The following is a 12,297-nucleotide window of genomic DNA, read 5'->3' as shown; positions in this document are numbered from 1 at the left end:
GGCCCGCATTCTTACCCCAACACAGGCGCAATCGCTGGACGCATTGATCGAAGCGCGGCGGTGGGACATTTACCGCGATCCCTTTGAAGATGAAGACGCGTTTCAAAGTCACTTTTCAGCGACCGCAGGGCAATTGTTGATGGTGGCCGCCGAGGTCGCCGGTGCAACTGATTTAGAGAGCGTTCGCAAGGTTGGCGAAGTGGATGGTTTGGCGCGTTGGTTTTTGGCCATTCCAGCTTTGGAAGCAGCAGGGCGCATTCCGTTAGTGGACGGGCGTGCCGAAACCGTTCGGACCCTTGCGCTTGATGCGCTTAAGAAACGGCGCACTGCAAGGCGCAAACTCGGGCGTCAAAACAAAGAGGTTTGTGCAGTGCTAAGGCTTACGTGGCAGTCTGAGGCGATCTTAAAACGTGCAGCTAAGAACCCTGACGCCGTTGCAAAATCTGATCTGCGCAACGGTGAATTTCAAAATAAATTCAGTCTTCTATGGAAGTCTTTTAACGCAAAGTGGTGAGCGTCGCTCGCGGCAGATCATCTGCGCCTTTTCCGCCTTCGTCTACAAAGAGGCCTGGCAAAACGATCATGTTTAGAATGTCGTGAACGGGCACTTTCACGAAACTTTTTCTTCCGTCTGCATAACCCAGCAATGTCCAAACGCGCCCCCAATATTCTAACCGCAAGGGGCGCACATCTTCCTTGGCGCCACTGCCCATGGTGACCCGCAACATCTGTCGAGACCGGATCGCAGAGCGCAGCGTAGCCAGATGCTGAAGAGCGCGGCCGGCATCATCAAATGGGTAGACCGCATAAGCACCCGATGGCGTCTCTGCGCCCTGAGGCAAAGCGTCTTCTAGTTTCTGAGACACGGTCTGTGCCGCGTTTTGTAAGTCTTCATCGGCACTTGCGGCGACCGCTAGTAATCCAAGGTGCAAGGCTTCCAGCTCGCTTTCGGTCAAATGGAGCGGGGGCAGGGTGGTGACGGCTTTTGCTTGATAGCCGGTGCCTTGGGTGGCCTCAATCGGCATGCCGCTGGCTTTCAGACTGTCCATATCGCGATAGATGCTTCGGACCGAGACACCAAACTCCTCCGCTAGGTCCTCTGCACGCACCACGTCACCAGACGACAAGCGCTGCATTATCGCGCTCAGACGTGCGCTTTTGCCGGGGTGTTTTCTTGATTCTGCAGCGGTCATTTCTGATCATTTCCAATACTGACAGTTTAGAGTCAGTATTGAGGGTAAATCATCCGAATTCCAGAGGTTTTGTTGGTTCAAAGCGCTGAATTCAGCCCTTAAACCTATCCTCAGCATATATCACGCCCGTGATCGGGCACGCATTGGGAGAAGTTTCATGCTCAACAATATCGGCCTTCCGGGTCTTTTGCTTATCGCTGTTGTGGTTCTGGTTCTGTTTGGCCGCGGCAAAATCAGCTCTTTGATGGGCGAAGTGGGTAAAGGCATCACAGCCTTCAAAAAAGGTGTCGATGACGGCGCAAAAGAGATCGAAGAAGACGCGGCAGAGGTGGCGAAAGACGTCACTCCGGAAGACGAAAAAGACAAGGTCTAATCTATGTTTGACCTCGGTTGGAGCGAACTTCTGATCATTGGTGTTGTGGCCCTGATTGTCATCGGGCCCAAAGACTTGCCGGTGATGTTCCAGCAAGTGGGCCGCTTTGTCGGGCGCATGCGGGGCATGGCACGGGAGTTTTCCTATGCCATGAACCAAGCGGCTGACGAGGCAGGGGTGAAGGACGCCACAAAGGGGTTCAAGTCAGCCACTGACGGTTTGAAAACCATGGCAAACCCTGCCAAAGCCGCCACGGATGCGGTGCGCGACAAGGTCAAGGATGCCACTGATTTTAAACTGGATTTAGGCACAGATTCTTTGAGCGAAGAGCGAGCATCTGCGGCCAAGAAAATCCAAGAAGCGACGGCGAAAAAGGCAGCGGCCGCCAAGGAAGCAGCGGAGACGCCGACAAAGGCGAAACCAGCAGCCACCAAGAAGCCTGCAGCTAAGGCCGCACCCAAAAAGGCGACCAAGCCAAAAGCCAAGCCTAAGGCTGAGACGAAGAAAGACGCAGAATGAGCCAGTCCGAACACATGGCGGAAGACCCAATGGACGAGGTCGAGGAAAGCTCGGCCCCTCTGATTGAACATCTTGCGGAGCTACGCACACGGCTGATCCATTCTGTCGTGGCATTCATCATTGGTATGGTGATTTGTTTCACGGTTGCGACGCCGCTGTTTAACTTCCTGACCTCACCCCTGTGTCAGGTTCTGGGTGAGCGGGGCCAGGATTGCGACCTGATCTTCATCAGCCCGCAAGAGGGCTTCTTTGTTGCTATTAAGATCTCGTTCCTTGGCGGCTTTATTTTGGCATTTCCGTACATCGGCTTGCAGATGTGGCGCTTTGTGGCACCGGGGCTTTACAAAAATGAACGTGGGGCGTTCCTGCCATTCTTGGTTGCGTCGCCCTTCATGTTCATCCTTGGCGCATCCTTCGCGTTCTATGTGGTGACACCGCTGGCATATGACTTTTTCCTTGGGTTCCAACAGTTTGGCAATGAAGGCGAAGCGCTTGTAGATGAAGAAGTGCAACAAGGCCTGTCCGTTGTTTTCCAAGGTTCTGCGCAGGAATACCTGAATCTGACCATCAAATTCGTGGTGGCTTTTGGTCTGTGTTTCCAACTGCCCGTCCTTTTGACCTTGATGGGCAAAGCGGGGCTGGTGAACGCAGAAGGACTTGGAAATGTCCGCAAATATGCGGTCGTTGGTATTCTCGTGCTCGCAGCGTTGGTGACGCCGCCAGACGTTATCACTCAGGTGATCCTATTTGTGGTGGTCTACGGGCTTTATGAGGTGTCCATCTTCCTCGTGGGTCGTGTGGAGAAGAAGCGCGAAGAGCAATTGCGCGCGGAAGGGTACTACGATGACGAAGATGACTTGCACCCTGAAGAGATGATGGATGCAGACACGGATGACACTGCGAAGTAAAGCGCAGGCTCCAGAACCAAAGAGGGCGCCCAATAGGGCGCCCTTTTTCTTTTTTGACCTTTAGATTGGAACAATCAATTCGGACGCAGAGCCACGAGCACGACGCCAAGCTCTTCCTCGGCTTCCTTGATCTTCTGCAAGTTTTCTTTGGAAAGATCCGCTGCATTTGTGTCCAGCTGTGTTAATGCGACCACTGGTCCTCCGATTTCTTTTTCTAAAGCCTGTAAAGCGCTAAGCTTTTCGTTTTCCAGTTCAGCAATTGGGTAGAGCATATGGGTCTCCTGTTGGGGCAAATGTGATCTGTTGACTAATCGACTTGATTGGATGGTAGTGCCAAAGGCGGAAATTTCAAAATCGCATTCGTTGCTAGGGATCGAAGCCCTTGTTGAGCCGCGCAGAACGTGGTTTGAAAAGAGCGAAGACAGCGGAAGAAGATCATGGACGACAAAACCTTAAACCGGATCGCAGAAGCCTTAGAACGGATGGCGCCAGCGCCTTTGCCAGCACCCGATTTTGACGCGGCAGATGCGTTTGTGTGGCATGTAGATCCTGATCGTCTGGAGCCGGTCCCAGAGGTGAGCCGGGTTGGGATTGAGCTGTTGATTGGTGTGAACCGCTCCCGCGACACATTGCTTGCCAACACCGAACAATTTGCCCGTGGTTTGCCAGCAAACAACGCGCTTTTGTGGGGCGCACGTGGGATGGGGAAATCCTCGCTGGTGAAGGCGGTGCATGGAGAACTTTTGAACCGCGGTTTGTCTTTGAAGATCGTTGAATTGCAACGAGAAGACCTGCCGACGGTGTCTCGGCTACTGAACCATCTGCGCGGGCGGAAGGAACGGTTTGTGCTGTTCTGTGATGATCTGTCATTCTCCCATGATGACCAGCACTATAAGAGCCTGAAAGCGGTGCTGGATGGCGGGATTGAAGGGCGGCCAGAGAACGTTGTGTTCTACGCCACATCAAACCGTCGCCACCTAATGCCGCGGGATATGATTGAGAATGAGCGTGGCTCAGCGATCAATCCGTCTGAGGCGGTCGAAGAAAAGGTATCTTTGTCTGATCGCTTTGGTCTGTGGCTCGGCTTCCATCCATGTTCACAAGATGAATACCTTGATATGATCCGTGGCTATTGTGACGCCTATGATCTTGAAATTGATGATGAAACCCTGCGCGCCGAAGCGATTGAGTGGCAGGCCACACGGGGAAGCCGGTCAGGTCGGGTGGCCTGGCAATTCTTCACGGATTTGGCGGGGCGCAAAGGCGTGTCGATCACATAAAAAAGGGGCCGCTTGGCCCCTTTTTCTTTGAATGCGTTATTGTAGGAACGGCATTGGGTCGACGCTCTCAAACCCTTTTCGTACCTCGAAATGCACGAAGTTATCCTTCGCCGGGATCGCCGCAATTTTCGCGTTGCGTTTCACCGTCGCGCCTTTGGATGCGGTGATACCCTCGACGTTGTAATAGACCGTCATGACATTATCGGCGTGGCGGACCACAACGATTTTTACCCCGTCCGCGTCCGTTGTAATCGCAGCAACCGTTCCATCTGCAGCTGCAACAACAGGAGTGCCTGCGGGCGCAGACATGTCGATACCGTTGTTTTTGCCTTTAGAGTAGGGGCGAATGATCTTGCCATTCACTGGGAAGGACATCTTCGCGCTGCTATTGGCAGGTTTGGTCTGTTGCTTGGACAGATCCTCTGCCGCAGGTTTTGCAACCGGTGCGGATGGTGTTTCATCCGGCAAAGGCGTTGCTGCACTTGGCGGAACCGGGGTTGGGCTGCCTTCGCCCGGTGCGGTTGTCTCTGTGCGCGCCTGAGGGCGCGCGCTTTCAGACGGTGCAGAAGGTCGCGCCGGTGGGATCAGAAGGATTTGGTTTTCACGAATGGTGAAGTCTTTGCCCAAGCCGTTCCATTCCGCCAGGCTGCGCACGGATACATTGTAGAGACGCGAGATCGTGAACGCCGTCTCGCCGCGCTGGACCGTGTGGCGGATCGGCTCAAAGCCAATCTGGGTGTCCTCAGTTACTTGGACGGGCGCTGCTTCCAGCTCATCTGTTTGGACCACAGGAGTCGCGTTATCGATGGCATTGCCTGCAAGGGACGTGATGTCGACATTGCTTGGTGACACGACCTGCCCAGAAGCCGGTTCCGCTACCCGGGTCGGGAGGGCGACAATCTCGCCGTCGCGAAGCGGATCGTTGACTTGCACCGCGTTGTATCTGGCGAGCTCTGTGGCATCCACGCCAACACGATTGGCCACATCAGCAACTGTGTCACCGCGTTTGGCGACAGCCACCTGATAGTTCGGGTAAGAGATGATCCCGCGGGCATCCGGTGTAGGGCGATCCGCGGTCGCACCAACTGCGGCCTCGGACGTATCAAGGCCCTGGCCAAATACATCGCGAAGGTCCAAATCCAATGGCCCGCTACAAGCGGACACAAGGGCTGCGGCTGACACAGCCATAGCTAAGCGGGCTGGGACAAATCCAAAAGGGCGTCGCAGGGAAACTGTCATCTCGATATCCTCGTCGAACCCCTTATTTCTAATGTGTGGGGTTTCGTTACGCGTAAACACTACTGGATGTCGCAGAGTTCTGCGGTCCAGTCACATACCTTGGCGCTTTATAGGCAGAGTTTCGCCTAATTGTCACGGGCCATACCTTCGACCAAAGGCACAAAACGTACGGGTCTGATCTCTTCGTAATCAAAACCGTCCTCACCGCGCACCACTTTGATCATAGATTGAACAGCATCGGATTGGCCCACAGGCACCACCATGATTCCGCCCAACTTGAGCTGTGCCAAAAGAGGGCCCGGCGGGTCTTCGGCGGCGGCGGTTACGATGATGCGGTCAAAGGGCGCTTGATCGGGCAGGCCGAAGCTGCCGTCGGCTGAAAAGGCGGTGACATTGGCCAGATCTAAGTCTTGAAAAATCTGTTTGGCTTCCGTCACGAGGCGGCGATGCCGGTCGACCGTGTACACGCGACGCGCCAGGTGGCTGAGAATGGCTGCTTGATAGCCCGAGCCAGTGCCCACTTCCAATACCTTGTCCCGCGGGGACACATTCAACGCCTGGGTCATGAGGCCCACCACGGAGGGTTGGCTGATGGTCTGGCCACAGGGGATGGGCAGAGGGGTGTCTTCATAGGCGCGGTCGGCGAACAAACCCTTCACAAACAGCCCGCGATCTACCTTCTCCATGGCCGTCAACACAGCCATGTCTGTGATGCCCTTGCTGCGCAGGGCAAACATGAATTGCATTTTGCGTTCAGCGAGATCGTCAGTCATTCAATCACTTTCAGCGCTTCAAGGGCGTCATGTGCCGTCAGGTCCGCGCGCATCGGTGTGACCGAAATATAGTCATTCAGATTTGCCTGCGCGTCAGATCCTTCGCCAGAAGGGACGCTTTGATCTCCGCCTGTGACCCACAGAAAACGCCGACGTCCGGGGCTGGTTTCCGCTTTGACTGCAAAGTTTACACCTTGACGTCGCCCTTGGGTTGCAACCTTGATCCCTTTGACTTCGTTTGCAGGGATAGGCGGGAAGTTGATGTTATAAAACAGGCGATAGTTTTGGTTGTCTTCCATATTCGCGGCCAAAATCTTGCGAATGACGTCCACTCCGAAATGGGCGCTGGCTTCAAATGAATCCTCTAGGTCGAGGTTTCTTGGACCGTAATATTGCGAAAGAGCAAATGACGGCACACCTTGTAAAGCCCCTTCCATCGCGCCACCGATGGTGCCGGAATACATGGTATTTTCAGCCGAGTTGTTGCCACGGTTCACACCCGACAAAATCAGGTCAGGCTTCTCCCCATTCAACACGTCGTGGATACCCGCTAGCACGCAATCCGCTGGGCTTCCTTCGGCTGCAAACCGACGCTCGCCCAATTTGGCAATCATGGTTGGGTGGGTGTAGCTGATACAGTGGCCAACACCCGATTGCTCAAAGGCCGGAGCCACAGTCCAAACTTCGCCATCGGGTCCCACAAGGTCCGTGGCGATCTTCTCCATCACCGAAAGGCCCGGCGCGTTGATGCCATCGTCGTTGGTGATGAGAATGCGCATGCGGGAGCTCCGGTCGTCAATAAAGGCTTTATCACTCTCTACGGGAGTGTCAGGCCCTCATCAAGCGCACAGAGCAACGCAGGTGAAATTGGATAAACTGGGCGTTAAAGAGCGAGCTCTTTGATGAGCCGCGCCGCCTCGTCATGGATGGAGGCAAGCGAGTCGCGTGGCTCACCCGGGAAGAAGCGGGCGCGCGTGGCGGTTGGCATCGGGTTTGGTTCCAAGACATGCACCTTTGGACCGGTCTTCACGGTTTCGGCCTGCCAGCTTTTGGCCAAGGCGATTTGCGAGGCTTTTGTTGCGCCATAAGAGCCAAAGAACTTCTCGCCCGCTTTTGGGTCATCAAAGAAGACGGCTTGTCCGGTTTCACCCAAGAGAGGCGCCATAAACGGGATCAGCTGCCCGGTCGCGGTCACGTTGCAAGCGACTGATTTTTCCCAGTCTTTTGCGTCGATATGGCTGGTTGGTGTCAGGGGCGCGCCGTGGACGGCCGCATGAACCCACAGGTCAATCTTGCCCCAACGATCGTAAATAGACCGGCAAAGTTGCGCCATGGCGTCGACATTGGTGATGTCCATTGGGGCCAGCGTCGCATCGCCCCCTTTGGCTTTGATCTTGTCGTCGAGCTCTTCCAGCCCACCGATGGTGCGCCCAACGGCGACCACATGATAGTCGGGCGCAAGCGCCTCGGCGAAAGCATATCCAAGGCCGCGCGATGCGCCGGTGACAAGTGCGATTTTCTCAGTCATGTCAAAGGTGTGATCCTTTGGCGGAGAATGGTCAAGGGCACAAACGCCGCAGGTTTGCGATCCCTATAAAGATAACACGTGTTGATGAAGCGCTGGTGACGCGCTTGCGACAATTGCGCCTTTGGACAGGATGGACAGAGGTTTGCCGTTTAGGTCAGAGATCACACCACCGGCTTCCTGAACAATTGGGCAAAGGGCGCAGATGTCAAAGGCGTCCAGGTCGTCGCCATTTAAGGATAGGTCGATAAGGCCTCGCGATAGCGCTCCATATGCCGGGGAACCGGCGTCATAAACCCGTTGTTTGCCTTTGGTTTTGAGCTGGTCGTACAGGCTCAGGCTCTCCGATCCAAAACTCTCTGGATTTGCAAGGTGGATCACCGAGTGATCCAATTCTTGTCGCCCAGACGTGTGTACCCGCCGTCCTTCGAAATGCGTGCCGTGACCTTCTGCGGCCCAAAACAGCAATCCCGGCATGGGCAAGGCAATCAGGCCAAGGATTGGCGTTCCGTCACGGCATAGGCTGATGAGAGACGCATAATTTAGCAACCCGGCTCCAAAAGCTCTGGTGCCATCAATCGGGTCGAGCACCCAGGTAAAAGCACTGTCACCAGTCTCTGTCCCAAATTCTTCACCCAAGATACCGTGACTTGGATAGTTTTTGCGGATCGCCTCGCGCCAACGGATCTCGATGTTCAAATCGGCTTGGGTGAGCGCGGATCCATCGGCCTTGTAGTCAACCAAAAGATCTTGGGACCAAGTTTGATGCGCCGTTTCAGTGGCATCTGCAGCGAGTTTTAATGCAGTAGAGATATAGTGCTCAAGGTCAGACATGCGCTGCTTAGACATGACCTATGTAACGGCTACACGACCATTTTTACTTAATAAAAAAGGCAGCCCAAATCGCAGGCTGCCTTGTGAAAAGCGGAAGATTGGAGATTATCCTGAATAGGGAAGTGAGGAATGGTGCAACACGATGCGGACTGTGCCTTCAGCGTCCTTTTTGTAGCCAAAGCTCTTGTCCACTTTCGTGACGTTTCCGTCTTTGTCAGTGAAAGTCACCCAGCCCATCCACATGGCGACATCCCCTTCAGAAAACGTTGCGGCCGTGTCAAAGACAACTGTACGCCAGCCTTTGATGCCAAAACCGCCGTCGTTTGGATATTCTTCGTCGTGACCAACGAAATAGGACAGCGCACCCTTGCGCGTTGTCCGGAAGGTTTGCTCACCGCCCGCCAGTGTTGGCTTAAACAGCACTGGCCCCATGTTGTAACCGTAGGCCGCATCCAGCGCGCCTTCAGCCACTGCGCGCGCGCCGTCGATCCCGTCTTCCTCGTAGGCCTTTGAAACGGCAACCAAGGCATCGCCCCAAACTTTGGTGGCAGCGGTGATTTCGGTCTCAGTGATCGACATGTGGTTTTCCTTCTTTCGTGGTGTTCAGCGACGTGGCTGAAGTGCAATCTCAAAAAGTTCCGACGTGGTTTAGCGGCTTAAGCGGATGAGGTCGACAAGAAACGCTTGAAAAGAGCGTTACGTTCTTTTGTCACTTTAAGCCTTTTCGCCTGATCCAGTTGCACTAGAGAGAACAGGCTCGGCTTGATGCAACCGTTCCAACGCGTTTTCACACGCGCCCAATTCAAGCCATTGGCAGTTCTGACAGAGCGTTGAAAGGTTTCCAGGCGGGACGTTGGCCTTTATGCGTTTGAGGGCATCGCCCCAAGTGATGCATTGCCCATCGCGCAGCCCTAACGCTTTGGCGTGACGTTCATCCAACTGTTTGATTGTGTGTAGCTTTACACAGCCCAAGCCGCGCCGTTCAGGGCAGGGCGTGCAAATGCTGTCTGCCACAAAAGTAACCGTGATTTTGGTGTTCTCGCCACCGGGGCTGCGCAACCGACCGTCTACAATGTCGCTCATATTGGCGGTGAAGGCGCTGGAATAGCCGTTGCCTTCAAAGCCTAGCGCGCACAGAAAATGGTGCGGCCGAAACCGTATGGGGTTACGACCGCCCGCCATTAAGCGATTTTCGCAACCTTCTTGGGTGAAGGCATGTCATTGATTTTTGCGCTCACACGAGTGCTTTGTTCCAGCTGATCCAGATAGGCATCAGACACGGACCCAGTGATGTAATTGCCATCAAAACATGAGCAATCGAAATGCTTGATCTCTGGGTTACCCTCTTGGGCCGCCCAAACCAGATCTTCGAGGCGCTGATAGATCAAGGCGTCACAGCCCAGTTCTTCGCGGATTTCTTCAATCTCGCGGCCATTGGCAATCAACTCGTGTTTCGTTGGCATGTCGATGCCATAGACGTTCGGGTATTTCACCGGAGGAGAGGCGCTCGCCACATAGACTTTCTTTGCGCCCGCGTCGCGGCACATCTGAACGATCTTTTTAATCGTGTTGCCGCGTACGATGGAATCGTCGATCAGCAGAACGTTCTTGTCTTTGAACTCGAGCGACACGGCGTTCAATTTGCGGCGCACGGATTTTTGGCGTTCTTCTTGGCCCGGCATGATGAAGGTCCGCCCCACATAGCGGTTCTTCACCAGACCTTCGCGGTAACGAATGCCAGTCGCGTTTGACACCTCTAGTGCCACAGGGCGCGCGGAGTCAGGCACCGGGATGATGCTGTCGATCTCCAAGTCGAGTTCTTGGATTTGTTTTGCGAGCGTTTGACCCATGCGGATCTGGGATTTGTAGACAGAGATTCCGTCCAGAACAGAATCAGGACGTGCGAGATAAACATATTCAAAGATGCATGGGGTCAGGTCACCTTCTGCCGCTTGGAACGTGTGCATCTTGCCGTCCAAGTCGATCAGGATCGCTTCACCCGGTTTTACGTCGCGCAGCTTTTTGAAACCGTTGATGTCAAACGCCACATCTTCTGAGGCGAATGCATAATCGTCGCCACCTGTGCTGTTTGTGCGATGGGCCACAGACAGGGGACGGATGCCATGCGGGTCGCGGAAAGCCAGCATCCCAACCCCTGCGACCATAGTGATGACAGAATAGGCGCCTTGGATGCGCTCCATCATCATTTTCACACCTGCAAACAAGTTGCGGACGGGGTCGTCATTGCCGTTCACTTTGATCGCATCAAAGACCTTGTCGGCCAGCACGTTCAGCATGATTTCAGAGTCAGAGGTGGTCCGAAGATGGCGGCTATACTTCCCAGTCACTTTAGAGCGTTGCTCTTCAGTGTTGGTGATGTTGCCGTTGTGGACCAGGTAGATGCCGTAAGGCGCATTCACAAAGAATGGCTGCGCTTCAGCGGCAGATAGTGAGCCAGCGGTTGGGTAACGGACGTGGCCAATACCGGTGCGGCCTGTCAGCATTTCAGCTTGCTCCGGGCCAAATACGTCTTTCACCAGACCATTGGCTTTCTTCTCGCGGAAGAATTCGCCGTTATAGGTGACCATGCCCGAAGCGTCCTGGCCTCGGTGTTGCAGCATCAGCAATCCGTCATAGAGTTCTGCAAAAACATCGCTGTTGCGATTAGAGATGCCTAGAATGCCGCACATGCGCTGGCTCCAATTTCAAGGGGTGTAGTTCTGTCGTCTAAGCGAGCGTCCAATAAAAAACACCTGCGCGAAACGGGCAGGTGCTGGATAGGGCGGAGGTGTTTAGCGGTAACAGTCTTCATGTCAAAGATGGTGCCATAAGATGCAGCAACGCGACCGGACGGATGTCCGTGAGTTGCGTGGGCAGTCTGACACTGGCTTGACAAGGAGGGTGCTCCGAATCCGTTCATCTCGCTGGCCACCTCTTAGAGGGTTGCGCCGGTCTTGTCACGAAACTAACACAAACCTTTTTGCACCGGTTAGAAAAAGCGTCGCAGCGCATAAAAAAGCGAGGCTTTCGATGTGAAAGCCCCGCCAAATACCCGTTTAAGGATGTGTTACTGGCTGCAGTTGCCTACCAATTCCTCATATTGCTGAGTGACCCAGCCAAGAGCTTCTGTCGGGTTGCGATCTTCGATCTGCCCAGTGACCCGCGCAAAGACTGCGGCAGAGCGGCTGTCATCCACCATGGCAATGTCTTGGCTTGTCACAACTGTCTCGTAAACAAAGAAGGCCACAGCCACCAAAAGGATGCCGCGAAGGACGCCGAATAGGAAACCAAGGCCTTGGTCCAGTCCGCCGAGGGCGGAGCGTTGTACCAATGATGAAAAGAGTGGCGTAAAGAAAGACACTAGCACCAGCGCGCCCGCAAAGACTGCACCGGCGGCGGCAATCATCGCCAACTCACAGCTATCGGCAAGGAACTCGCCCACAACCGGGATCTCTTTCACCGGAGGCCCCCCCGATGGGGCAAAGATAAAGGCCAGAACCGCCGCAGCGACCCAACCCAGAATGGCCATGCCTTCGCGCACCAAGCCGCGAGAATATGCCAGCAAAGCCGACAGAATTATAACGCCGGCCACAACCGCGTCGATGATGGTGAAACCTTCCATTGGTCTTCTGTCCCTCTCGGCTCTTTGTATC

The 12,297-nt window shown here is 54.6% G+C and carries 16 protein-coding genes; 5 read left to right on the top strand and 11 right to left on the bottom strand.

Going from position 1 to position 12,297, the window contains the following annotated elements:
• On the top strand, positions 1 to 514 hold a 514-nt coding region (locus tag TA5113_RS15470; RefSeq protein ID WP_058316816.1), incomplete at its 5' end, for a hypothetical protein.
• Here TA5113_RS15470 and TA5113_RS15465 read toward each other — a convergent pair.
• The gene (locus tag TA5113_RS15465) at positions 498 to 1,193 is read right to left on the bottom strand and encodes a helix-turn-helix transcriptional regulator (RefSeq protein WP_058315970.1); all 696 of its coding nucleotides are present in this window, start codon (positions 1,191 to 1,193) and stop codon (positions 498 to 500) included. The genes TA5113_RS15470 and TA5113_RS15465 overlap by 17 nt on opposite strands.
• Before the next feature lie 157 nt (positions 1,194 to 1,350).
• Between TA5113_RS15465 and TA5113_RS15460 the strand changes: the two genes are divergently transcribed.
• The 3 genes from TA5113_RS15460 to tatC are packed head-to-tail and all read left to right on the top strand — an operon-like array spanning position 1,351 to position 2,993.
• On the top strand, positions 1,351 to 1,566 hold the full coding sequence (locus TA5113_RS15460) for a twin-arginine translocase TatA/TatE family subunit (RefSeq protein ID WP_058315971.1): 216 nt from the start codon (positions 1,351 to 1,353) through the stop codon (positions 1,564 to 1,566).
• A 3-nt stretch (positions 1,567 to 1,569) separates the two neighbouring features.
• Positions 1,570 to 2,085 (top strand): Sec-independent protein translocase protein TatB, encoded by a 516-nt coding sequence (gene tatB, locus TA5113_RS15455; RefSeq protein WP_058315972.1) that lies wholly within the window; start codon positions 1,570 to 1,572, stop codon positions 2,083 to 2,085.
• A complete protein-coding gene (tatC, locus tag TA5113_RS15450) occupies positions 2,082 to 2,993 on the top strand; it encodes a twin-arginine translocase subunit TatC (protein ID WP_058315973.1) in 912 nt (303 codons plus the stop codon). Before tatB ends, tatC begins: the two co-directional genes overlap by 4 nt.
• Positions 2,994 to 3,067: 74 nt before the next feature.
• On the opposite strand, the gene TA5113_RS15445 is transcribed toward tatC, so the two are convergent.
• Positions 3,068 to 3,265, bottom strand: a complete 198-nt coding sequence (locus TA5113_RS15445) for a hypothetical protein (protein WP_058315974.1) — start codon at positions 3,263 to 3,265, stop codon at positions 3,068 to 3,070.
• 165 nt (positions 3,266 to 3,430) lie between these two features.
• Between TA5113_RS15445 and TA5113_RS15440 the strand changes: the two genes are divergently transcribed.
• Positions 3,431 to 4,273, top strand: coding sequence for an ATP-binding protein (locus TA5113_RS15440; RefSeq protein ID WP_058315975.1), 843 nt, complete (start codon positions 3,431 to 3,433; stop codon positions 4,271 to 4,273).
• A 36-nt stretch (positions 4,274 to 4,309) separates the two neighbouring features.
• Here TA5113_RS15440 and TA5113_RS15435 read toward each other — a convergent pair whose 3' ends face one another.
• The 9 genes from TA5113_RS15435 to TA5113_RS15395 all read right to left on the bottom strand — a co-directional run bounded on the left by TA5113_RS15435 (position 4,310) and on the right by TA5113_RS15395 (position 12,266).
• Positions 4,310 to 5,512 (bottom strand): M23 family metallopeptidase, encoded by a 1,203-nt coding sequence (locus tag TA5113_RS15435; RefSeq protein WP_058316815.1) that lies wholly within the window; start codon positions 5,510 to 5,512, stop codon positions 4,310 to 4,312.
• A gap of 125 nt (positions 5,513 to 5,637) precedes the next feature.
• Positions 5,638 to 6,285 (bottom strand): protein-L-isoaspartate(D-aspartate) O-methyltransferase, encoded by a 648-nt coding sequence (locus TA5113_RS15430; protein WP_058315977.1) that lies wholly within the window; start codon positions 6,283 to 6,285, stop codon positions 5,638 to 5,640.
• A complete protein-coding gene (surE, locus tag TA5113_RS15425) occupies positions 6,282 to 7,064 on the bottom strand; it encodes a 5'/3'-nucleotidase SurE (RefSeq protein ID WP_058315978.1) in 783 nt (260 codons plus the stop codon). Before surE ends, TA5113_RS15430 begins: the two co-directional genes overlap by 4 nt.
• A gap of 104 nt (positions 7,065 to 7,168) precedes the next feature.
• Complete coding sequence (locus TA5113_RS15420; protein ID WP_058315979.1) at positions 7,169 to 7,813, bottom strand: SDR family NAD(P)-dependent oxidoreductase; 645 nt, start codon at positions 7,811 to 7,813, stop codon at positions 7,169 to 7,171.
• A 63-nt stretch (positions 7,814 to 7,876) separates the two neighbouring features.
• Positions 7,877 to 8,644 (bottom strand): inositol monophosphatase family protein, encoded by a 768-nt coding sequence (locus tag TA5113_RS15415; protein WP_058316814.1) that lies wholly within the window; start codon positions 8,642 to 8,644, stop codon positions 7,877 to 7,879.
• A gap of 105 nt (positions 8,645 to 8,749) precedes the next feature.
• Positions 8,750 to 9,223, bottom strand: coding sequence for a metal-independent carbonic anhydrase family protein (locus TA5113_RS15410; RefSeq protein WP_058315981.1), 474 nt, complete (start codon positions 9,221 to 9,223; stop codon positions 8,750 to 8,752).
• A 135-nt stretch (positions 9,224 to 9,358) separates the two neighbouring features.
• Positions 9,359 to 9,826, bottom strand: coding sequence for a DUF1284 domain-containing protein (locus tag TA5113_RS15405; protein ID WP_058315982.1), 468 nt, complete (start codon positions 9,824 to 9,826; stop codon positions 9,359 to 9,361).
• On the bottom strand, positions 9,826 to 11,334 hold the full coding sequence (gene purF / locus TA5113_RS15400; protein ID WP_058315983.1) for an amidophosphoribosyltransferase: 1,509 nt from the start codon (positions 11,332 to 11,334) through the stop codon (positions 9,826 to 9,828). Before purF ends, TA5113_RS15405 begins: the two co-directional genes overlap by 1 nt.
• A gap of 377 nt (positions 11,335 to 11,711) precedes the next feature.
• Positions 11,712 to 12,266 carry a CvpA family protein gene (locus tag TA5113_RS15395; RefSeq protein ID WP_058316813.1) on the bottom strand — a complete coding sequence of 185 codons (555 nt, stop codon included), beginning with the start codon at positions 12,264 to 12,266 and terminating at the stop codon, positions 11,712 to 11,714.
• Positions 12,267 to 12,297 lie beyond the last annotated feature (31 nt).

The organism is Cognatishimia activa (genome assembly GCF_001458335.1).
In the GTDB taxonomy this organism is placed as follows: Bacteria; Pseudomonadota; Alphaproteobacteria; order Rhodobacterales; family Rhodobacteraceae; genus Cognatishimia; species Cognatishimia activa.
Note: the sequence above shows the minus strand (reverse complement) of the source record. Positions and strands in the feature narration are given on the sequence as shown.